The 21,187-nt window shown below is 72.8% G+C and carries 16 protein-coding genes; 6 read left to right on the plus strand and 10 right to left on the minus strand.

Going from position 1 to position 21,187, the window contains the following annotated elements:
* The first annotated feature begins 83 nt into the window (after window positions 1-83).
* Window positions 84-986 (plus strand): alpha/beta hydrolase, encoded by a 903-nt coding sequence (locus tag ACWCYY_RS23155; RefSeq protein ID WP_449797087.1) that lies wholly within the window; start codon window positions 84-86, stop codon window positions 984-986.
* Window positions 987-1,002: 16 nt separating this feature from the next.
* Here the strand turns inward: ACWCYY_RS23155 and ACWCYY_RS23160 are convergent, their stop codons facing one another.
* Window positions 1,003-1,593: a dihydrofolate reductase family protein gene (locus tag ACWCYY_RS23160; RefSeq protein ID WP_449797088.1), complete on the minus strand. Its 591-nt coding sequence runs from the start codon at window positions 1,591-1,593 to the stop codon at window positions 1,003-1,005.
* A 58-nt stretch (window positions 1,594-1,651) separates the two neighbouring features.
* Window positions 1,652-2,416: a GNAT family N-acetyltransferase gene (locus tag ACWCYY_RS23165; protein ID WP_449797089.1), complete on the minus strand. Its 765-nt coding sequence runs from the start codon at window positions 2,414-2,416 to the stop codon at window positions 1,652-1,654.
* 86 nt (window positions 2,417-2,502) lie between these two features.
* Between ACWCYY_RS23165 and ACWCYY_RS23170 the strand changes: the two genes are divergently transcribed.
* On the plus strand, window positions 2,503-2,898 hold the full coding sequence (locus tag ACWCYY_RS23170; RefSeq protein ID WP_449797090.1) for a hypothetical protein: 396 nt from the start codon (window positions 2,503-2,505) through the stop codon (window positions 2,896-2,898).
* 173 nt (window positions 2,899-3,071) lie between these two features.
* Complete coding sequence (locus ACWCYY_RS23175) at window positions 3,072-4,085, plus strand: hypothetical protein (RefSeq protein WP_449797091.1); 1,014 nt, start codon at window positions 3,072-3,074, stop codon at window positions 4,083-4,085.
* Window positions 4,086-4,130: 45 nt separating this feature from the next.
* Here ACWCYY_RS23175 and ACWCYY_RS23180 read toward each other — a convergent pair whose 3' ends face one another.
* Window positions 4,131-4,922, minus strand: coding sequence for an aminotransferase class IV (locus tag ACWCYY_RS23180; protein WP_449797092.1), 792 nt, complete (start codon window positions 4,920-4,922; stop codon window positions 4,131-4,133).
* Window positions 4,923-4,958: 36 nt separating this feature from the next.
* Complete coding sequence (locus ACWCYY_RS23185) at window positions 4,959-5,366, minus strand: (2Fe-2S) ferredoxin domain-containing protein (RefSeq protein WP_345284716.1); 408 nt, start codon at window positions 5,364-5,366, stop codon at window positions 4,959-4,961.
* Window positions 5,367-5,624: 258 nt separating this feature from the next.
* Here ACWCYY_RS23185 and ACWCYY_RS23190 point away from each other — a divergent pair, with 258 nt between their 5' ends.
* Window positions 5,625-6,059: a CBS domain-containing protein gene (locus tag ACWCYY_RS23190; protein WP_449797093.1), complete on the plus strand. Its 435-nt coding sequence runs from the start codon at window positions 5,625-5,627 to the stop codon at window positions 6,057-6,059.
* Window positions 6,060-6,077: 18 nt separating this feature from the next.
* Here ACWCYY_RS23190 and ACWCYY_RS23195 read toward each other — a convergent pair whose 3' ends face one another.
* Window positions 6,078-7,733 carry an FAD-binding dehydrogenase gene (locus tag ACWCYY_RS23195; protein WP_380148822.1) on the minus strand — a complete coding sequence of 552 codons (1,656 nt, stop codon included), beginning with the start codon at window positions 7,731-7,733 and terminating at the stop codon, window positions 6,078-6,080.
* Window positions 7,734-8,001: 268 nt separating this feature from the next.
* Here ACWCYY_RS23195 and ACWCYY_RS23200 point away from each other — a divergent pair, with 268 nt between their 5' ends.
* The gene (locus tag ACWCYY_RS23200; RefSeq protein WP_345284720.1) at window positions 8,002-8,925 is read left to right on the plus strand and encodes an SGNH/GDSL hydrolase family protein; all 924 of its coding nucleotides are present in this window, start codon (window positions 8,002-8,004) and stop codon (window positions 8,923-8,925) included.
* Between the two features lie 65 nt (window positions 8,926-8,990).
* Here ACWCYY_RS23200 and ACWCYY_RS23205 read toward each other — a convergent pair whose 3' ends face one another.
* The 4 genes from ACWCYY_RS23205 to ACWCYY_RS23220 form a co-directional block, all read right to left on the minus strand.
* Entirely contained in the window at window positions 8,991-11,414 is a 2,424-nt protein-coding gene (locus tag ACWCYY_RS23205) for an endonuclease/exonuclease/phosphatase family protein (RefSeq protein ID WP_380148824.1), read from the minus strand.
* 251 nt (window positions 11,415-11,665) lie between these two features.
* A complete protein-coding gene (locus ACWCYY_RS23210; RefSeq protein WP_449797094.1) occupies window positions 11,666-18,022 on the minus strand; it encodes a DNRLRE domain-containing protein in 6,357 nt (2,118 codons plus the stop codon).
* Between the two features lie 196 nt (window positions 18,023-18,218).
* Window positions 18,219-18,491 (minus strand): hypothetical protein, encoded by a 273-nt coding sequence (locus ACWCYY_RS23215; RefSeq protein WP_345289362.1) that lies wholly within the window; start codon window positions 18,489-18,491, stop codon window positions 18,219-18,221.
* A gap of 28 nt (window positions 18,492-18,519) precedes the next feature.
* Complete coding sequence (locus ACWCYY_RS23220) at window positions 18,520-18,714, minus strand: hypothetical protein (protein WP_345289361.1); 195 nt, start codon at window positions 18,712-18,714, stop codon at window positions 18,520-18,522.
* Between the two features lie 214 nt (window positions 18,715-18,928).
* On the opposite strand from ACWCYY_RS23220, the gene ACWCYY_RS23225 reads away from it, so the two are divergent.
* The gene (locus ACWCYY_RS23225; protein WP_449797095.1) at window positions 18,929-19,915 is read left to right on the plus strand and encodes a helix-turn-helix transcriptional regulator; all 987 of its coding nucleotides are present in this window, start codon (window positions 18,929-18,931) and stop codon (window positions 19,913-19,915) included.
* A gap of 55 nt (window positions 19,916-19,970) precedes the next feature.
* On the opposite strand, the gene ACWCYY_RS23230 is transcribed toward ACWCYY_RS23225, so the two are convergent.
* Window positions 19,971-21,077: a Nickel transporter NicT gene (locus tag ACWCYY_RS23230; RefSeq protein ID WP_345289359.1), complete on the minus strand. Its 1,107-nt coding sequence runs from the start codon at window positions 21,075-21,077 to the stop codon at window positions 19,971-19,973.
* Between the last annotated feature and the right edge of the window lie 110 nt (window positions 21,078-21,187).

The following is a 21,187-nucleotide window of genomic DNA, read 5'->3' on the forward strand; positions in this document are numbered from 1 at the left end:
CCCGCCGAACGGTGCGCCGCGACGGCGGGACGTGCGACGGACGGCGGCTGACGCGACGTCAGGGTGCGGACAGGATGGAGGACATGGACCCGGAACTCGAAGCCTTCATCCCCTTCCTCCCCGACACCGACGTGACCGACCCGCTCACCGCGCGGCGCAACTTCGCCGAGCGGGCGGCCGCCCGGCCGGCCCCGGAGGCCGCGCTGCTGGACGTCGAGGACCGCACCGTGCCCGGCGACCCGGACGTGGCGGTGCGGATCTACCGGCCCCGGGACGAGAAGTCCCCCCTGGGCGCGATCATCTGGCTGCACGGCGGGGGGTTCGTCTTCGGGGACCTGGACACGGAGCACCCGTGGGCCGCCAAACTGGCCCACGGCTCAGGGGTGTTGGTGGTCTCCGTGGACTACCGGCGCTCCCCCGAGCACCGCTACCCGGCGGCGCTGGACGACGCCTGGACGGTGCTCGGCTGGCTGGCCGCGCACGCGGCGGAGCTGGGCGTGGACCCGGAGCGGATCGCGGTCGGCGGGCACAGCGCGGGCGGCGGGCTGGCCGCCGGGCTGGCGCTGCGCTCGCGCGACCGCCGGGGGCCGGCGATCCGCTTCCAGCTGCTCAACCAGCCCGGCCTGGACGACCGTCAGGAGACCTGGTCCCAGCGGCACTTCACCGCCACCCCGTGGCACGACCGGGCCAAGCTGACCGCGGTCTGGGCGCACTACCTGGGCGACGCGGTGGCCGACGAGTACGCCGCCCCCGCCCGGGCCACCGAGCTCTCCGGCCTGCCGCCCGCGTACATCTCGACCGCCGAGTTCGACCCGCTCAGGGACGAGGAGATCGTCTACGCCCTGCAGTTGATGCAGGCCCGGGTCCCGGTCGAACTGCACCAGTGGCCCGGCACCTTCCACGGCTCGCAGGCGATCCTGTCGGCGGACGTCTCGCAGCGTCAGCTCGCCGAGCTCTGCGAGGTGCTGCGCCGGGCCCTGGCCTGACCCGCGGGCGGCGTCCTCAGACCCGGTCGTAGGTGAGGAAGAGGACGCCGCTCTTCAGGGCGGTCTGGTCCGTCAGCTGCCAACTGCGGGGCTCGAAGGCGGCGGAGCGGCCGAACAGCGGGATGCCGGAGCCGGTGCTCAGCGGGGAGAGCTTGAGCACCAGCCGGTCGATCTCGGGCAGCAGCGTGCCGGCCAGCTCGCCGCCGCCGCAGAGCCAGATGTCCTTGCCCTCCTCGGCCTTGAGCTCACGGACCTTGGCGACCGGGTCGGTGGCGACCAGCTCGACCGCCGGGTCCGGGGCTTCGGTGAGGCTGCGGGAGAAGACCAGGTGGCGCAGGTGCGGGTAGGCGTTGGCGACGCCCGCGTCCAGGCCGATCCGGTAGGTGTGGGTGCCCTCCAGCACGGTGTCGAAGCGAGCGCCCTCGGCGGTGAGGCCGAAGGCGGCCCGGGCCGGGCCGGGGAGGGTCTCGGGGTACTCGGCGACCAGGTGCTCGACGTAGTCCTGGCCGATCGGCCAGAAGCCGTCCGGGCCGGTCGGGTCCCCGCCGGCCGGGGCGGCGATGTGGCCGTCCAGCGTGGTGGCGATGAAGTACACCAGCTTGCGCACGTTCTCTCCCTGATGGTCGGTCAGCCCCCCGTCGAGGCAAGCCCGTTCAGCCATTTGATCATGAGCGGGTGAAGGAGTGCCCCCGGCCCACCGGGGTGAAGCCGCGGCGCCCGTACCAGTACTGCGGCCAGTCCTCGGCGTCGGCGATCAGGAACCGCAGCTCCACCCCGGCGGCGCGGTGCAGCGCGGTGGCGACGACGGCGTCCGCGTAGCCGCGGCGGGTGTGCTCGGCGGCGGTGATCAGGTCCTCGATCTGGGCGGTGCCGCTCGGCGGGTCCAGGTAGAGGTCGGCCCAGGCGGCCACCTCTCCCTCCGGGGTCCGGGCCGCCAGGAAGAGCACCTCCTCCGCACCGCGCCGCCGCGCCACCCGGCGCTCGACCAGCTGCCGCACGCCCTCGTCCGTCAGCTCCGGCATCCACTCGCGCAGCCGCTCCCCGTACGGCTCCGCCAGCACCGGCCAGTCCACCGGCTCGGCCGGCTCGGCGGGCGGTGCGGCGGGCGCCGGGCCGGTGTGGTGCATCACCAGCTCGGTGCTGTGCCGGTACCCGGCGGCGGTGAACAGCGGCGTGCAGGCCGCGCCCAGCTCGTCGTCGTAGACGGTCAGCAGCCGGTGGTCCGCGTCCGCCATCACCTCGTCCGCGAGCGCGAGCAGCACCGCCGGGTCGAGGCCGGTGCCGTCCACGTGCAGCTGGTTGTGCTCGTAGGAGAGCGGGAACTCCGCGTTCCGCACCACGAACCCGCCGGTCACCTCCCGCACCGAATCGGCCTGACGGCGGGCGAAGGACGTCCGGAAGGCGGTGATCCGCCGCAGTTCACTGGCCACCCTGCCGATGCTAGGTGAGCCCGCCCCAGGGGCAAGCGGTTTATCCCTCGGGCGGTGCCGTCGGCGCCACCTGGCAGGATGGCCGGATGCTGCTGAACCCCGAACAGACCCTCTTCGTCCGCGGGACGACCCCGGTCCTGCTCCTCGCCGACGCGCCCGTGCACGCGGAGCTGCCCGCCGTCAGCGCAGCCGACGGGACGGTGGCGACGGCGGCCCGCTGCGAGGGGTGGAGCATCGTGCCCAGGCTCACCCTCTGCGTCGTGGACGGCCCGGGGGACGCCGGACTGATGGTGCCCGCCATGGTCGCGCCGGTGGTCGGTTCCCCGGCCGGACCGGGCGGGATGGCCGACTGGTGCGCCGACGCCGAACGGGCCGGCGGCGCCGTCGTACTCTCCGTCGACGCCCTGCCCGACTCACTCGACTTGCCCGCCCTGCTCGGCCCGGGCTCTTCCCGGGGAGGCTTCGTCCCGCTCCTCGGCTGAACCGCACCGGCTCCGCACCCGGCGGAGGACCGGCCGTCTGCGGTGGATGGCCAGGTCGTGGCAGGATGCCGGGGAACCATCAAGGTGTGAGTGACCGTCACCGGACGTGGAGCGGGCAGGCGTTCGCGGTGGCGGTCCGGGGCAGCGGAGCTAGTAGGCATGGGGGCAGCGGTATGAGTGGCGGGTTCGGCGTCTCGACGGCGGAGCTGGGGAGGCTCCAGAAGGACTGGCAGCAGATGAGCCAGCGGATGGCGGAGCTCCAGGCCAAGCTCGGGAAGATCCAGTCCACGCTGGCCAAGGCGGTCGCGGTGGACCTGGCCGTCAGTCCGCTGGCGGGCATCGCCGGCTTCTACATCGCCTACGACGTGCTGAACGACGCCAAGGACGTGGAGAACCGCGCCCGGCACCTGATGGAGACCAAGGAGAAGCTGACCAAGGCGATCGCCGAGGACGCGCTGAAGCTCCAGGCCGTGATCCGGGAGTACCAGGAGGCGGAGCGCCGGATCGCCGAGGAGCAGAAGAAGCAGGACAAGGAGCGCGAGACCCCGGACAAGCCGAAGCCCACGCCCACCGGCAACGGTCACGGGAACGGCCAGGGCAACGGGCACGGCAACGGCCACGGGAACGGCCAGGGCAACGGTCACGGCAACGGGAACGGGAACGGCTCCGGCGACCACGACGGCGGCGGGGACAACGGCGGCGACGCCTCCGCCACGCCGTCCACCGCCTCCGCGATCAAGGTCTCCGAGGTCGAGTACGGCGGCCGGGGCTCCTGGAAGAGCGGCAAGGCGGCCTGCGAGGACTACATCAACAAGACGCTCGACCTGATGGGCATCACCGACCCGCAGGCCCGGGCCAACTGGATGCGCGGTCTGCTGACCATGACCGGCCGCGAGTCCTCGTACAACTCCATGCCGCTGGTCAACGACTGGGACAGCAACGCCCACGGCCCCCGGGTCGGGGACGGCTTCCCGCAGAACTGCTCGCGCGGCCCCTGGCAGACCATCCCGAGCACCTTCGCCGCCCACCACCAGCCGGGCACCTCCACCAACATCTACGACCCGGTGGCCAGCTGCGCCGCGGCGATGAACTACGTGATGGACCGCTACGGCGTCTCCAAGGACGGCCACGACCTGGCCTCCAAGGTCCAGCAGGCCGACCCGGGCCGCGGCGCCCGCGGTTACTGATCCCGCGTCAGGGGCCGCACCCGGCGGGTGCGGCCCCGCGCGCGTTCAGAGCGCCTCGCCCTCCAGGGCCGCGTACGCCGCCGAGAGCGCGGTGAGCACCGGGTGCCCGGCCGGGTACCGCACGGCGTCGATCCCGGTGACCGGCCGCAGGCCGAGCGGCATGGCCGCGTTGGCGGCGAACGCCGCCTCGAAGTCCGGCAGCCGACCGGGGGTGACCACCTCGCGGCGGCCCGGCAGCAGCCCTCCCAGCAGCTCCTGGGTGATGCCCGGCAGGTACGGGGCCTCGGGCCAGACCAGCTCGCCGCCCCGGACCAGGCCGAGGTTCCAGGTGCCGCCCTCCCCCACCGCACCGTCCGGGGTGACGAACAGCGCGTCGTCGTAGCCGGCCAGTTGGGCGGCCCGGCGGTGGTGCAGGGCACCGAACAGGCCGACCGCCTTCACCTGCGGCAGGTCCCGCACGTAGGTCACCGTACGGACCCGCAGCGGCGGCAGCGCGGCAGAGGGGCCGGCCGGACGGGTCGTCACCAGGACGGCGGGGTCGGCCTTCCCGGCCAGGCCGGCCAGGTCCAGGGCCGGGTCGAAGACGGTGATCCGGACCATGACCTCCCCGCCCCCGGCCGGGACGGCCCGCCGGGCGTACTCCCGCACCCGCGCGAGGTCCAGCTCCGCGGAGAACAACTCCCGGCAGTCCCGCCGCAGGCGCTCCAGGTGCAGGGCCAGGCCGCGCACCCGGCCGCCGGACACCCGCAGGGTGGTGAAGTGGCCGTAGTTGGTGAGCGCCAGTGCCTGGAGCTCCTCCGGCCGCACCGGCCTGCCGTTCAGTTCCGTCTCGCTCATGCCCGGCAGCATGCCAGGTCACCGGACCGGGCGTGGTCAGCCCGGCAGGCCGTCGCGGATCCGGCGGGAGACGGCGAACTCCTGGAGGTCCAGCGTGCCGGGCGAGTCGGCGACGCCGGGACCGCCCGCCTTCACCCAGTCGGTGATCTCGTCCAGCATGTCGTCGGCCAGCACCCAGCCGAGCCAGACCGGGCGCCCTCCCGCCGCGCGGCCCTCGGCGGAGGGGCTCACCACCACCACGTTGGAGTGGTCGCAGGCGTCCAGGCAGGGCACCGCGCGGACCCGTCCGGCCGCACCGATCCCCTCCTTCAGCCGGACCAGCTGCGCCGCGTGGTCCACCTCCGGGTGGCGCCGCTCCGTCCCGCAGCAGCATCCCCGGCAGACCGTGACGGTGACGGGGGCCGTGGCCGCCGCGGCGGCCTCCTTGCGCGGGCGACGAGCCATCAGTTTCCTTCCGACGGGGGCCCGGCGGCGTGGGGGCCGGGGCCGTGCTGCGGGCGCCGGGGAGGACTGGCGCCACCCCCGTGATCACCCTGAATTCTGCACCACGGCGCCGCGGGCCCGGCAGGGTGCGTCAGTACGGCCGCCGCCATGACGGAGCGTCACGGGCCCGGCCGCCCGCCGTGCGGTCCGTCCGGCGGCTGCTTACGGTGGCCGCGACCGCACCCCGGACCCTCCGGGGGCGGACCGGAGGTTCGACTCATGATCACGGCCAGCGACATCATGCACGCCGGTGCCCAGTGCGTCCGTGCCGACCAGACCCTGCTCGACGCCGCCATGATGATGCGGGACATGGGCGTCGGTGCCCTGCCGATCTGCGGCGAGGACCAGCGCCTCAAGGGGATCATCACCGACCGCGACATCGTCACCCGATGTATCGCGGAGGGCAAGGACCCGTCGACGATGAAGGCGATGGAGCTCAGCGGCCACCTGCACTGCGTGCACGCGGACGACTCGATGGACGCGGTGCTGAAGAAGATGGAGCAGCACCAGATCCGCCGGATCCCGGTGATCGACGGCGAGCGGCTGGTCGGCATGATCAGCGAGGCCGACCTCGCGATGGGTCACCGCGAGGGCGGCCGGCTGACGGACAAGCAGATCGTGGAGTTCATGGACAGCGTCTACATGAAGCGCTGACCGTCACCGGAACGCGGGTCAGGCGGTGGCCCTCGCCGCCGCCCGGCCCGCCGCCCGGCCGGAGAACAGACAGCCGCCGAGGAAGGTGCCCTCCAGCGAGCGGTAGCCGTGCACCCCGCCGCCGCCGAAGCCGGCCGCCTCGCCGGCCGCGTAGACGCCCTCCAGCGGCGAGCCGTCGGCCCGCAGGACGCGGGAGTCGAGGTCGGTCTCCAGCCCGCCGAGCGACTTGCGGGTGAGGATGTTGAGCCGCACCGCGATCAGCGGCCCGGCCTTGGGGTCGAGCAGGCGGTGCGGGGTGGCGGTGCGGATCAGCTTGTCGCCCAGGTAGCGGCGGGCGCCGTGGACGGCGGTGACCTGGAGGTCCTTGGAGAAGGGGTTGGCCAGCTCGCGGTCCCGGGCCTCGATCTCCCGGCGCAGCTCGACCTCGTCGATCAGCGCCTCCGGGGTCTTGGCGTTCATGCCCTTGACCAGCTCGGCCAGCGAATCGGCGACCACGAAGTCCGCGCCGTGCCGCTTGAAGGCCTCCACCGGCCCGGTGGCCCCGGGCAGCGCCCGGCCGAGCACCCCGCGCACCGACTTCCCGGTCAGGTCCGGGTTCTGCTCCGAGCCGGAGAGCGCGAACTCCTTCTCGATGATCTTCTGGGTGAGCACGAACCAGGTGTACTCGTGACCGGTCGTCATGATGTGCTCCAGCGTGCCCAGGGTGTCGAAGCCCGGGAAGAGCGGCACCGGCAGCCGCCGCCCCCTCGCGTCCAGCCAGAGCGAGGAGGGGCCGGGCAGGATCCGGATGCCGTGCTTGGGCCAGATCGGGTCCCAGTTCTCGATGCCCTCGGTGTAGTGCCACATCCGGTCGCCGTTGATCAGGTGGCCGCCGGCCGCTCCCGCGATGTCCAGCATCAGGCCGTCGACGTGCGCGGGCACGCCGCTGAGCAGCTTCTGCGGCGGGGTGCCGAGCCGGGCGGGCCAGGCCTTGCGGACCAGCTCGTGGTTGCCGCCGATGCCGCCGGAGGTGACGATCACCGCCTGGGCGCGCAGCTCGAAGGAGCCGGCCACCTCGCGGGAGCTGGACTCGCCGCGGGCGACCTGACTGGGCACCAGCACCTCGCCGGTGACGGTGTCGACCGCGCCGGCGGTGGCGGACAGGCCGGTGACCCGGTGGCGGAAGCGCAGGTCCACCAGCCCGCGCGCGGCGGCGGCCCGGACCCGGGCGGCGAAGGGGGCGACCAGGCCCGGCCCGGTGCCCCAGGTGATGTGGAAGCGCGGCACCGAGTTGCCCGGACCGGTGGCGGAGAACCCGCCGCGCTCCGCCCAGCCGACCACCGGGAAGAACCGCACGCCCTGGCCGTGCAGCCAGGAGCGCTTCTCCCCCGCCGCGAAGGCGACGTAGGCCTCGGCCCAGCGGCGCGGCCAGGCGTCCTCCGGCCGGTCGAAGCCGGCCGTGCCGAGCCAGTCCTGCCAGGCGAGCTCGTGCGAGTCCTTGATCCGCATCCGGCGCTGCTCGGGCGAGTCCACCAGGAAGAGGCCGCCGAAGGACCAGTGCGCCTGCCCGCCGAGCGAGGCCGCCGGCTCCTGGTCGAGGAGGATCACCTTCCTTCCCGCGTCTGCGAGTTCGGCCGTGGCCACCAGGCCCGCGAGCCCCGCTCCGATCACGATGACGTCGGCGTCCAGTGCCACGGGGGTCCTCCAGGGGTGCGGGGGTGGTGTCGGGATTCTCTGGCCTGGACCGGGCCCGGTCAACCACCCGGCGCCGGAATTCCGCTCCGCCGGGTAGCGGAATTCCGCCGACAAACGATCCGCCAAGGAGCGTAAATATCAGTCGAGTTGACGGAGCGAATGGATTTCCGCAACACCCCTGGACAGCCCTATTAACCTGCCAGTAACTTACTTGTCGGTAAAGCGAATTCCCCCACCATGCGTTTCTCTCCACCCCTCAGGAGGAACCGTGCTCCGCCATGCCCGGAAATTCTTGGTCGCCGCCGCCGCACTGGTCGCGTTCGCCGCCCCCACCGCCGCCACCCAGGCCCAGGCCCAGACCGGCTACGGCCCCTACGTCGCGCTCGGCGACTCCTACGCCGCCGGCGCCGGCGTGCCCGGCCAGTCCGCCGGGCTCTGCCTGCGCTCGGACCGCAACTACGGCCACCTGGTCGCGGCCGCGCTGAACAGCCCCGCCTACACCGACGTCACCTGCGCCGCCGCCAAGGTGAAGCACCTCACCACGGCCCAGTACGACGCCTTCCTCCGGGTCAACGACCCGCAGCTGGACGCGCTGCGGCCGGACACCGGGCTGATCACCCTCGGCATCGGCGGCAACGACCTCGGCGTCACCGACCTGGGCGTCGGCGACGTGATCGGCGTCTGCATCGCCGGTGCGGTGGTCAACCCCTTCGGCACCCCGTGCAAGGACGTCTACGCGGACGGGCACTGGGAGTGGCGCGACTGGTCCTTCCAGTGGGTCTACGGCGAGGACTCGCTGCGCTCCCGGATCGCCGGTGCCGCACCCCAACTCGCGGACATGCTGCGGAAGATCCACGCCAAGTCCCCCAACGCCAAGGTCCTGCTGGTCGGTTACCCGTCCGTGCTGCCCGAGGAGGGCCGCAGCTGCATCGGCCGCCAGCCCGTCACCCCCGGGGACGTGGACTACCTGCGGGGCGTGCTGGGCGAGTTGAACGCCATGCTGGCGCGGACCGCCGCCGCCAACGGCGCCACGTACGTGGACACCCTGACCCCCACCAGGGGCCACGACGCCTGCTCCTCGGACCGCTGGGTGGAGGGCGCGCTGCCGGGCTCCCCGGCGGTGCCGTTCCACCCGAACGCGGCCGGGGAGCGGGCGATGGCCGGCGCGGTGCTCAAGGCACTGGGCCGGTAGCACCTCGGGAAGACGCGACGGGCGCGGACCGGAACTCCGGTCCGCGCCCGTCGTGTTGAGCGGCCTTACGGCTTGATGCGGACGATCTGCGGGTCGTGGTCGCTCGCCTGCTGGGCGAACTCGGCGTTGATGTGCACCACGTCGTACTCCACGTGCTTCAGCGCCGGGCTGACCAGGGTGTGGTCCAGCACCTGCGAGTTGCCCTGGTAGACGTAGGAGTAACGCTCGTTCGCCGGAAGCTCGTTGACCAGGTCGCGGAGCACGCCGTCCTTGGTGAGGGCGGCCAGCGCCGGGGAGAACTGGAAGTCGTTCAGGTCGCCGAGCGAGACCACCCGGGCCTTCGGGTCGGCGGCCAGCAGCTTGGCCACGAAGGCCTGCTCGACCTGGGCCTGCTTGACCCGCTGGACCTCGGAGGAGCGGGCGGGCGCCTGGAAGCGGCTGTCCAGGCCCTGGTCGCCGCCCTTGCTGTTGAAGTGGTTGGCGATCACGAAGATCTTCTTGTTGTGGAACATGAACTCGCCCACCAGCGGCTTGCGGCTGCTGGCCCAGGCCTCGTTGCCCGGGTCGATCCGGCCCGGGGAGGCGGTCAGCGAGGTCCACTTGCCGGAGCCGGTGACGTCCACCGCGGTGGTGGCGCTGCCGCCCGCGATGTCGTTGAAGGAGACCCGCTGCGGGTTGAACAGGAAGGCGGTGCGGATGTTGCCGCCCGGCTCGCCGCCGTCCTTGTTGTTCTCCGGGTCGATGGTGCGCCACTCGTAGCAGGGGCCGCCGGCCGCGCGGATCGCGGCGGCGAACTTGGCCAGGGTCTGGCTCGCGTCCACCGTGCCGTCGTTGACCGCGCCGTTGTTGTCCTGGATCTCCTCCAGCACCACGATGTCGGGCGAGCGCAGGTTGGTGACCACGCCCTTGGCCAGCTCGGAGAACTTCTCGTCCGGGTCGCTCGGGTCGAGGTTCTCGACGTTGTAGGTGGCGATGGCGACCTCGCTGGGCAGCGCGCGGTCGGTGACCTCGCGCTCCAGCTGGTTGTCCACGTGCTCGCCGATGGTGTTGGCCACCAGGGTGTAGCCGCCGAAGCGGTTGTAGTCCAGCGGACCCTGGGTGCCGCCGTAGATCTCGTCGCCGACGTTGGCCACCGGGAACGGGCGCTCGGCCTCGGGCAGCGCCGACTGGATCATCAGGCGGCCGGAGTTCTGGCCCTGGTAGCCCAGGTACGCGGCGCCGCCGCGCTCGGTCCGCGGCTCGGTCGGACGGACCGTCACCCAGAGCTCGTGGTACTGGTCGGTGGCCTGGACGACCCGGGCGTGGCCGAGCTTGACGTTCATGCCCTCCAGCGACTCGAAGCGGTCGAGCGCGTAGTCGGCGGGCTTGAGCGGCAGGGCCTCGATCGAGCCGCCGGCCGCCTCCGGGGTGTAGGCCGCCGGGATCGAGGACTCGTCCAGCAGGACGGCCTCGGGCACCGGGTTGCCGGAGGAGCGGACGGTGACCAGGGGGTTGGTCAGCTGGGTGAGCGACTGGCCGCCCGCGCTGAACGCCGGGTAGTACTCGGCGACCTTGCCGGTCACCAGGACCGAGTCGCCGACCTTGACGGCCGGGTCGGCGCTGCCGGTGTAGACGAAGATGCCCTCGCTGGTGGCCGGGTCGGCGTCGGCGTCCGGGTCCTGGAACCAGAAGCCCTTGGAGCCGTAGGCGCGCACGGCGGTGACCACGCCGGGCACGCCCGCGATGGTCTTGCCGGTCAGCGGGGACAGCCGGGTGGTGCCCTGGATGTCGTGGATCCGCACCGTGCCGGGGTCGGTCGGGCCGGTCCCGGTGTCGCCGCCCTCGGCGGCCTCGCCCTTGGAGTTCACCGGGGAGGGCGAACCGGCCTTCAGGTCGGCCGCGTTGTCGTCGGTGTCCGGCAGGCCCGAAGTGCGGGAGACCGAGGCGGTGTTGCTCGCGCCCGCGGCCGGGCCGGAGCCCTCGCGGACCACGGCGGTGCCGAAGCCGACCAGGTCCTTGATCCGCGGCTCGGCCGCGCAGTCGGCGGCGGTCTTGCAGGTCAGCGGGGCGGTGCCCTGGACCAGCGCGACGGTGCCGCTGGTGCCGGAGAGCGCCAGCGAGCCGGTGGCGTCCGGGGTGGGCAGCGCGACGGTGCCGCCGGCCCCGGCGGCCTCGGCCACCAGGTAGCGGCCGCCCGCGGCGACGGTGCCGGTCAGCGGGGTGACGCCCCACTGGGAGTTGGCGCCCGGGGTCCCGGTCAGGTACTGGACGCTGTAGCCGGCCAGGCTCAGCGCACCGGTGCCCTTGTTGGCCAGCTCGATGAAGTCGTTCTTCAGGACGGCGCCGGAGTTGCCGCCACCGCCGTACACCTCCGCGATGACCGCGTCGGCCGAGGGAGCGGCGATCGCGCCCGGCAGCGGGACGAGCACGAGCGAGGCCGCGACGCCGGCCGGCAGCAGGGTGGCGCGCAGCAGCGCGCGACGCGAACGGGGGGCGGTGGGCTTGGTCACCGGGCAGGACTCCTCGGTCGGATGCTCCGGCGGTCGTGGGGTCGCCGGCAGCTGAGGGTGGGTCAGGTCGCGGACGGCAGGCCGCTACCCGTGTAGATCGATTACCGGCCAGTACCGGCGGGCCAAAGATACGCGCGTAGAAAATGACACGACAAGACTCCGTCAGTTAACAATCGGCAACGGTCCGCACGACGGGAGGCCCGCCGCCCCCTGGGTGGGAGCGGCGGGCCGACGGTCCGTCAGGCGCGGGGTCAGACGTGGCGGCGGAGGTTGCTCGCCAGCTTCTCCCAGGTGTCGTGCGCCCCCTTCCGGTACATCCATCCGGTGATCGGGCAGGTCCAGCTGTCGATGCAGTCGTCCATCCAGCTGTCACCGGCGGTGTGCCCGTGGGTGGTCAGGTAGAGCCGGCCCATGCCGATCCGGTCCGTCCGCCCCTTGGTGATGGTGAACTGGATGTAGGAGTTGCGGCCGTGCACGACGCTGCCCTTGCGGGTGCCGAGCTTCAGCGTGTTCGAGCCGATGTAGGCGACCCGGACATTGAAGTTGATCTTGATTCCGAAGACCGAGTCCCGCAGGTCCATCTTCTGGCCCACGTGGGTGATCTTGTTGGCCCGGCCGGCCAGCGGGAAGATCTTGCCGAAGTGGTCCATCCAGTAGCGGAACAGGCCCTTGGCGCTGCGGGTGCCGTTGCCCAGGTCGAACTTGAACGAGTAGTCCAGCGTGCCGGAGGTGTCCCGGCAGTTGACCGGGTCGCCCGAGCAGTAGACGTAGGCGTTGGAGCCGCCGTTCGGCACCGGGTCGACCGACAGGAAGCGGCCGGTGGCCGGGTTGTAGAGCCGGGCCCCCATCATCACCGCGCCGGTGAGGGTCTCGCTGGAGCGCAGCTTCTCGCCGAGCCAGTTGTACCGGGTGCCCGGCTGGCCCGAGCGCGGGTTGCCGTACTCGTCGTTGTCCAGCACCCGGAGGCTGTCGGCCGGGTCCAGCGGGAGCTGGAGGGCCACGTCGCCGTGGACGTTGGCGAACTGCAGCACCACGTCGCCGGTGGCGGAGGTGGTGGCGCCGAAGGAGCCGCCGGCCGTGTCGACCATCCGGGTCAGCTCGCCGGTGGTGGTGTCCTCCGTGATCCAGCGCGGGCTGTCGCTGTCACCGGAGTAGTGGTTGACCTTGCCGCCGGTCTGGCTCCAGGTGCCGTCGGTGTTGCTCTCGACGGTGAACGAGCGGTTGCGCAGGTTGGCGTCCAGCTGCCAGGTCTGCCGCTGGTCGGCGGTGGACTGACGGCGCACCAGGTCGTTGGCGTACCACTCCAGGGAGGAGCCGGGCAGCGCGGTGGTGCGGCCCAGCGCGTCGTAGCCGTACCCGGCGTCGACCAGGCGGTCGGCGCTGTCGTAGGCGTGGGTGACGGTGCTGCCGCCGCTGGTGGGGCAGGCCGCGCCGGCCGCGCCCTCGGCGGTGGTCAGCGAGGTCCGGTTGGCCCGCTTGTCGAAGGTGTAGGAGCGCCGGGTGCAGGTGTCGCCCACGGTGTCCTGAACGGTCGTCAGGCGGCCCATCCGGTCGTAGCCGTAGTCCTGCGAGGACCAGCCGGAGTGGCTGGTGAGCTCGCCGTTGGCGGCCCGGGCCACGCTGTCGGCCATCACCACGGCGCCGTCGGAGTCCCGGGTGTAGACCCGGGAGGTGACCGCGCCGGCCGGATCGCGCTCGACGTTCAGGGTGTAGCCGCCGGGCAGCTTCTCGCTGCTCACCTCGCCGTCGGCGTCGTAGGTCACCGCGAAGGTGCCGGCCACCGAGTCCACGGTGCGCACGGCCATGCCGCGCGGCTCCACCGCGGTGTCGTAGACGTAGGTGACGCTGGAGGGCACCGAGTCGGAGGTCCTGGCCAGCCGGTTCAGCAGGTCGTACTCGGCCCGGGTGGTGGCGCCGTCGGCGTCGGTGTACGCGGTCAGGCGGCCCAGCCGGTCGTACTCGCGGGTGATGGTGCCGCCGGTCGGCGAGACGGTCCTGACGGCCCGTCCGGTGACCGGGTCGTACTCGGTGGTGCTCTGCGGGACGGCCTCGCCCAGCCCGCCGGTCAGCTTGACCTCGAGGGCGCGGCCCATCGCGTCGTAGCTGGTGGTGTTGGTGCGGGTGGTCGAGCCCACGGTCTCGGTGACCTTGGTCTGCTGGCCCCACCAGTCGTACTCGGAGCCGATCACCGGCAGGGTGGACGGGTTGCTCCCGCCCCCGGTGACCGCGCCGGCCGGGCCGGTGGTGCAGGCCAGGTCGGCCCACTCGGGGCGGCCCTGGCAGGCGCCGGTACCGGTGGCGGACCAGTAGCTCGTCACCGTGGTGGCGGCGTCGGTGCCGGTGGCACCGGGCAGCAGCTCCTTGACCGCGCGGCCCTGGGCGTCGTACTCCACGGTGTGGGTGACGGCCTGGCCGTCCGGGTCCTGGGTCTCGCGGACCGGCAGGCCCCTGGCCCAGTCGTAGGCGGTGTCGGTGATCCGCGGGTCCGCCATCAGGGTCGGGTACTCCAGCGGCTGGAGACCGGCGGTGACCCTGGTCACCTGGTCCTCGACCGTGGCGTCGGCGGTGCGGCCCTGGTCGTACTCGCTGACCGTCCAGTTGCGGCCGACCAGGCTGCTGCCGGTGGGTGCCACCGTGGTGGCGCCGTTCTTCAGGTCCGCGGTGAGCTCGACCCGGCGCAGCGGGCCGAAGGTCTCCAACGCCCGGGTGCCGGTGGGGTTGTAGAGCGTGCGGGCGGAGAGCAGCTCGGCCCGGGCGGCCGCGGTCAGCCCGGTGATGCCCAGGTCGGACTGGACCTCGCGGTCCGCCGCGGTGACGCCGAGGGCGACCGCCCGGTTGGCGGCCGACAGGGCGCGGACGGTGTTGCCCCGCGCGTCGTACTCGGTGGTGGTGAGGTGGCCGCCGGGGACGGCGGAGTTCACCTCGCGCCCGGAGGCGTTGGTGTAGGTGATCGCGGCCCGCTTGTAGGCGGCCGGGGTCAGGGCCGATCCGGCGTTGCCGGCCGGCACCGCGTCGGGCGGCAGGATGGCCGTGGCGTCGGTCGGGGCGTCGCTCTGGCCCCAGGCCGCGACGTCCGAACCACCCAGCTGGTAGGGGGCGTTGGCGCCGGAGAGCGGCACGTCGTAGACCACCGTCGTGGTGGCGGTGCCCTCCGGGACGTCCTTGGTGCCCGGCTTGAGGCCGGAGCGGGAGACCGAGAGCAGCATGCCGTCGCCCGCGGTGGCCGAGTTGCCGGCCTTGCCGTAGCTCAGGGTCCACGGCAGGTCGGTGCCCGGGGTCAGCTTGGTGACCCGGCCGGCCGCGTCGTAGTCGTAGGTCACCGGGGCGGCCTGCGGCTGGAGCGGGTTGCGCTGCTCACGCAGCTTGCCGGCGGCGTCGTAGCGGTAGGTGGAGACCACCTTGGCGGTGGCCGCCGCGGCGCCCGGCTCGGTCGCCCAGAGCCTCAACTCCTTGACCTGGCCCGCGAAGTCGCCGAAGGCGGCGTCGGTGCCGGTGGTGGTGTCGGCGTAGACGTACTCCAGCACCCGGCAGCCGGCCGTGCTCGGCACCGCGGCGCAGCTGGCGGCGGTCGCCGCGGAGGTGGGCGCGATCACCAGCTTGGGGCGGGAGAGCTTCTTGCCGCCGACCGTCACCGACTCCGAGGTGACGGTGGTGGTGGACTCGGCGAGGCCGTTCTCGGCGCTCGACGCGATCCGCCAGGTCGGCTGCGCGGCGTCGGCCTTGGTGAAGGTGACGGTGTCGCCGCCGGTGTCCTTCAGGGTGAAGGAGGTGGTGAGGCTGCCGGTGAGGGTGAGCTCCTCGGCGCCCGGCTCGGGCTTCCAGCCGCCGCCGGTGGTGGCGGTGAAGCCGTAGGCCCGGCCCGCGTTGTCCACCAGCGCGACCGAGGTGGCCGAGGTCTGCTTGACGTGGGACCAGGCCGTCTCGTTGATGTCGATGACGGTGCCGGCCGACCACTCCGGGCCGAAGATCGGCGCCTGGCCGTCCTCCTGGGCGCGCGGGTTGCGCGAGGAGAGCGAGCGGGTGGAGGAGATCTGGAACGCCGAGGCGTCGGTGGCCGAGAGGGTGTAGTCACCGGTCAGCAGGTTGAGCGTGCCCGGGCCGTGCGCCTCGACCGGCGCGGTGCCGGCCCTGCGGTCCACCGTCACGGTGTTGGACTCGGAGGCGTCGGTGGCGGTGCCGTCGGTGAAGACCGCGCGCACGTCCACCGTGCCGTCCTGGGCCAGCGTGTCGGTGATGTTCCAGTTCAGCGGCGCGGGCTTGCCCGAGGGGGCGGCGAACGGCCAGGCGGTGACCGCGGCGCCGGTGGTGGTGGTCACGTTGGCGACCGGCACGTCCTTCCAGGCGTCCGCCTCGCCGCGCCGGTACTGGTACCTGACGCCGGTGTAGCTGCTCTTGCCCTCGGCCTGCAGCGAGGTGCGGCGCGCCGGGCGCTCGCCGTCGCCGGGGGCGTTGAGGGCCGAGCCCTTGCCCGCGAAGAAGACGTGGGTGCGGTCGGCCGAGAGGTTGCCCGCCGCGTCCCGGGTGTGCACCGTGACGGTGTGCTGGCCGGCCTTGAAGGCGAGCGCCTTGGTGACTGCGGCGCCGGTGGTGGCGACGGTGACCCAGGCCCCCGAGTCCAGCTTGTACTGGATGTCCTTCACGTCCGAACCCGGCGGCGTGAAGGTGAAGTTGCCGGTGAAGTTGCCGGAGGCGTCGGCGCTGCCCGACCAGGCGCCGGCCGGGAAGTCGGTCGAGCCGATGGTGGTCGCGCCGGGCGCGGTGGTGTCCACCGTGAAGGTCTGCCAGGCGGACCAGGTGCCGTTCCAGATCAGGCCGTCGTAGACGGCGGCCCGCCACTTGTACGCGCCGGGGGCCAGCGCGGTGGCCGGGGTCCAGGGGGCGTTGGTGCCGGAGGCGACGAAGGCCGACTTGCCGGTCTGCAGCGCGGCGGTGCCGTTGGCGGCCCAGATCTCGTAGGAGAGCTGGACGGTGTTGCCGTCCGGGTCGCTGGCCTTGCCGGTCAGGGTCGGGGTGGAGTCGTTGGTGAGCGCGCCCGACAGCGGGGAGATCGGCGCGGCCGAACCCGGCTTGGTGTTGTAGGTCACCGACAGGTAGGGCGTGTTGGAGGCCGCGTTGCCGGAGTTGAACTTCTTCCAGGCGTACTCGTCGGTCTCGTCGGTGGCCCGGATGCCCAGGGTGTTGTTGGCGTTGCCGTTGTTGGCCCAGGCCTGCGCCAGCGTGGTGATGTCGGTGTTCACCCAGCCGTCGCCGCAGGTGCTGGAGTAGCCCTTGGTCGAGGTGGAGGAGGCCCACTTCTTGTTCCAACCGGGCTGCGCGGTCCACCGGGTGGCGGTGGTGGCACTGGCCGTGTCCCAGACCTCCCAGCCCTTGGCCGTGCAGGACCAGGAGTGGAAGTTCCAGAGGTTGAGCTTGGCGCTCTGGATCTGCTTGCCGGTGATCTTCGCCATCGGGAACTGCAGGAAGGAGCGGGCCACCTGGCCGGAGCCGTTGTTGCCGAGCTTGAGCTCGGTCTGGCTGGAGACGTCGGTGGCGTAGCCCTGCTGGACGAAGGTGTCGAAGCCGACGCCGAGGTTGACCGCCGGGTCGACGGTGACCGGGTACTGGGTCTTCGGGTCGTTCAGGAAGGCCGCGTCCGGGGTGAGCGTGAGCTCGACGAGGTCGCCGTTCTGACGGACCTTCAGGCCGACCGGGGCGGTGTTCTTGTGGTCACCCGTGCGCGGGTCGACCTGGGCGTCCCACATCACCGGCGCGGGCAGCACGCCCGCCTCCTTGCCGGTCTTCGGGTCGACGAAGGAAACCGAACGGTCCTCGTTCGCCCGGGCGGTGAGGCCCTTGGCGTCCAGGGTCATGGTGACCGAGCCGTTGGCCGCGACGGCCGAGCGGTCCTTCAGCTCCAGGAACTGCTCGAAGCCCGTCCGGGTGGACTCGATGACCAGGTCGGTCGCGGTCAGCGCGTCCGGGTAGCGGGCCTTGGTGCCCTCCAGGACGGGAGTGGGCAGCTCGCCGTGCCAGTTGAGGGTCATGGCCGGGCCGCCCTCACCGCCGTGCAGGGTGACCAGCGGGGTGCTGGGCGCGGCCTCGGCCGCGGCGGCCTCCGCCGACGGGGCGCCGGACTTGGCCTTGGCCTTCGGTGCGGCGGCGCTCTTCCCGGCCAGGGTGAGGCCCAGCGGGTGGCCCTTGGCGGTGACCTTGCCGTCGGCCTGCTGGACCAGGGCGACGTCCACGTCCTGCCACCGGCCGCCCGCGTCCTTGAACCGGACCGGGCCGGTGGCCATGTCCTGGGTGGTCGAGCCGTCCGGGTTGGCCCAGAGCGTGACGGTCTCCGAGCGGGCGTCCAGGATCTCGATCCGGCGGTTCTCCAGCCGGGCCTTGACCCGGGCGCTGGCCTCGTCAGCGGCCGTCGCCGGACCGGCCGGCTTCGCCGCGGGCAGCTCGATCCGCGCGGAGTTCGGGGTGACGGCGAAGGCCTGACCGGTGCTCAGCACCGCGACGCCGCACTCGGCGGCCATCAGTACGGAGAGTGCGACCGCCAGTGGCCGCAGGCCGGCGCGGGTGCTCCGCGGTCCGGAGGACGACGGCGGTGTTCCGCCGCCGGGAAGGCGTGACATGGGTCTCCTTCAAGACATGCCCATGACAGCGATCCGTCGGTGACGGGCCGCTGCCGCGGGCGGTTCGGGGGGAGGAAGGGAAACAGGTGGGACCGGCCGGCCGCCGGAAGCGGCGGAAGGAGCGTGGTGGGCCTCCCTCCGCGCGGGCAGGGAGCGCACCCCGGCCTCCGGTCGGCGCAGGGGGTGTGACGGTGGATCAGGCCCGGACGGTGACGGTCAGCCCGGCGTGCGCGGCCGAGCCCAGCACCCGGGCCAGCAGCAGCCGGGCCCGTGCGGACGCCGCGGCGCGGGAGGCCGCGTGCAGGAAGAGCACCAGGCCGATGCCCTCGGGAAGGGCCAGCGCCCGGACGTGCTCCAGCCCGTCGGCCGGAGCGGCGTGCGCCCAGACCGCGTCCTGCACGGCGCCGGCCTCGTCCGGCCCGGGCGGGCCGGCGCCCGGACGGACCAGGACGAGGTCGACGACGTGCACGGCGCGGCTCCGGCGGCGACCCGCCCGGTCAGGCCCGGCCGGACTTGAGCGGGGCGTCCCAGCCGATGCCCTCGCCCGCCTGGACGGTCCGCTTCGGCGGAGCGTCCCAGCCGATCCCGTCACCGGCCAGGACGGCCTGCACGGGGGAGGCGACGGCCAGCACGGACCAGGCCGCGAGGGCGGTGGTGAGCAGGACGGCGGCACGGCGGGCGGAGTTGGGCACGGTGGTTCCCGGTTCTCTGGAATCTGATCTTCCGACGCCTCGATCCTGCCCTTCCGCCGCCCTCTCCGAGGAGGACCTCCGGCCGACCTGAACCTGCCAGGCAGCATGCTGCCCGGGCCGCCGGGGACGGGCTTGCGCACCGCACGCGCGGAATGTGAAGATCCGGATCACGCGCGCGCGACGCGTACACGACGAGCTGTGGGGGGCTGCCGACGTGCTGGAACTGCTGGGCCTGGATCCGACCGCCGAGACCGTCTACCGCGAGCTGCTGGCCCGCCCGGACGGCTCGCTCGCCGAACTGTGCGAACGGCTCTCGCTCTCCGAGACGGTGGCCCGCGACGCCCTCGACCGGCTCGCCGACCTCACCCTGCTGCGGGCCTCCCGGGACCGCCCCGGCCAGCTGCGCCCCGTCAGCCCGGAGCGCGGCCTGGAGCTGATCCTGCGCCGCCAGGAGGAGGAACTCGCCCGCCGTCAGGGGGAGTTGACGCTCAGCCGGGCGGCCGCCGCACGGGCCGTGGCCGAGTACGCGGACCTGCGCCCGGGCGCCGGCGCGGTGCAGGCCGAGCGGCTCCAGGGGCTGGACGCGATCCAGGCCAAGCTGGAGGTGCTCACCGAGGGCCTGACCGAGGAGTGCCTCTCGGTGATGCCCGGCGGGGCGCAGTCCGCCGCCAGCCTGGAGGCCTCCCGGCCGCTGGACCAGGACGCGATGGCGCGCGGAGTCCGGCTGCTGACGCTCTACCAGGACTCCGTCCGCAACGACCTGCCGACCTTCCTCTACGCCCAGTGGATGGCGGACCACGGCGGCCAGGTGCGCACCGCGCCGATGCTGCCGCCCCGGCTGCTGGTCTTCGACCGCCGGGTGGCCGTGGTGCCGATCGACCCGACCGACACCAGGGCCGGCGCCCTCTGCACCACCGAACCGGGCCTGGTCGCCTCCCTGGTGGCCCTGTTCGAACAGGCCTGGGACACCGCCACCCCGCTCGGCACCGACCCGGCCTCCTGCGGTGAGACCGGCCTCAACCCCACCGAGCGCGAGCTGCTCCGCCTGCTCGCCACCGGCCTCACCGACGAGGCCGCCGGCAAGCGCCTCGGCGTCTCGGTCCGCACCGTCCGCCGCCAGATGGCCGCCCTGATGGAGCGCCTGGACGCCGCCAGCCGCTTCGAGGCCGGCCTCAAGGCGGCCCAGCGCGGCTGGCTCTGAACGCACCGAGGACCCCCGGGCAGCCGCCCAGGGGTCCTCCTGCCGTGACGGTGGCTCAGTCGCGGGCCGCGGCGGCGCCCTTGGCCATCGCGGCCGTCCAGCGCTCCTCGACCCGGGCGAGCTTCCAGTAGCCGTACGCCGCGGCCCAGGTGAGCACGAACAGGCCGACGATGGCGTAGCCGACGAGGTCGAGGTCGATCGCCCCGATCCAGGCCACCGGGCCGGAGGTGATCTCCAGCTTCTCGCCGAGCAGGCCCACCAGCTCGATGGTGCCGATCACCAGCGCGACCAGGACCGAGAGGCCGGTGACGGTCAGGTTGTAGTAGATCTTGCGGACCGGCTTGGAGAGCGCCCACTCGTAGGCGAAGTTCATGAACGAGCCGTCGATGGTGTCCAGCAGGCTCATCCCGGCCGCGAACAGCACCGGGAGCACCAGCAGCGCGTACCAGGGCAGCTGGAAGGCGGCCGCACCTCCGGCCAGCACCAGCAGCGAGACCTCGGTGGCGGTGTCGAAGCCGAGGCCGAAGAGCAGGCCGACCGGGTACATGTGCCAGGGCTTGGTGACCGCCCGGGTCACCTTGCCGAGGATCCGGTTGAGGAATCCGCGCTTGTCGAGCTGACGCTCCAGCTCGGCCTCGTCGTACTCGCCGACCTTCATCTTGCGGAAGACCCTGAGGATGCCGTTGAAGGCGCCCAGGTTGATCAGGCCGATCAGCAGCAGGAACACACCCGAGACGCTGACCCCGATCAGGCCGGTGACGTCGTGCAGGGTGGAGTCGTCCGACTCGACCTGCCCGGCCAGCGACTGGATGCCGAAGGCGAGCAGCGCGCAGAGGCCGAAGACGATCGAGGAGTGGCCGAGCGAGAACCAGAAGCCGACCGAGAGCGGGCGCTGGCCCTGGCCCATCAGCTTGCGGGTGGTGTTGTCGATGGCCGCGATGTGGTCGGCGTCGAAGGCGTGCCGCATGCCGAGGGTGTAGGCGGTCAGGCCCATGCCGACGCCGAAGACCTGGCCGCCGACGTCGTACTTCTCGGGGGCGACCAGGGCGATCAGGGTGAACCAGCCGACGACGTGCAGGGCCAGCACGAAGCCGCCCATGCCGGCCAGCCTGATCCACTCCTCGCGGGTGAGCCGGTCGCGCAGTCTCGCGGGCGCAGCCATCCGGTGGTCCTCCAGGTAAGTCGTACGAGATGCCCAGTGCGCTGAGCTGGGCCATCCTTCCCCCTGACGACTCCCACTTGCAAGCCGTTCGCAACTGCGCCACCCCGGCG

The organism is Kitasatospora sp. NPDC001664 (assembly GCF_053596675.1).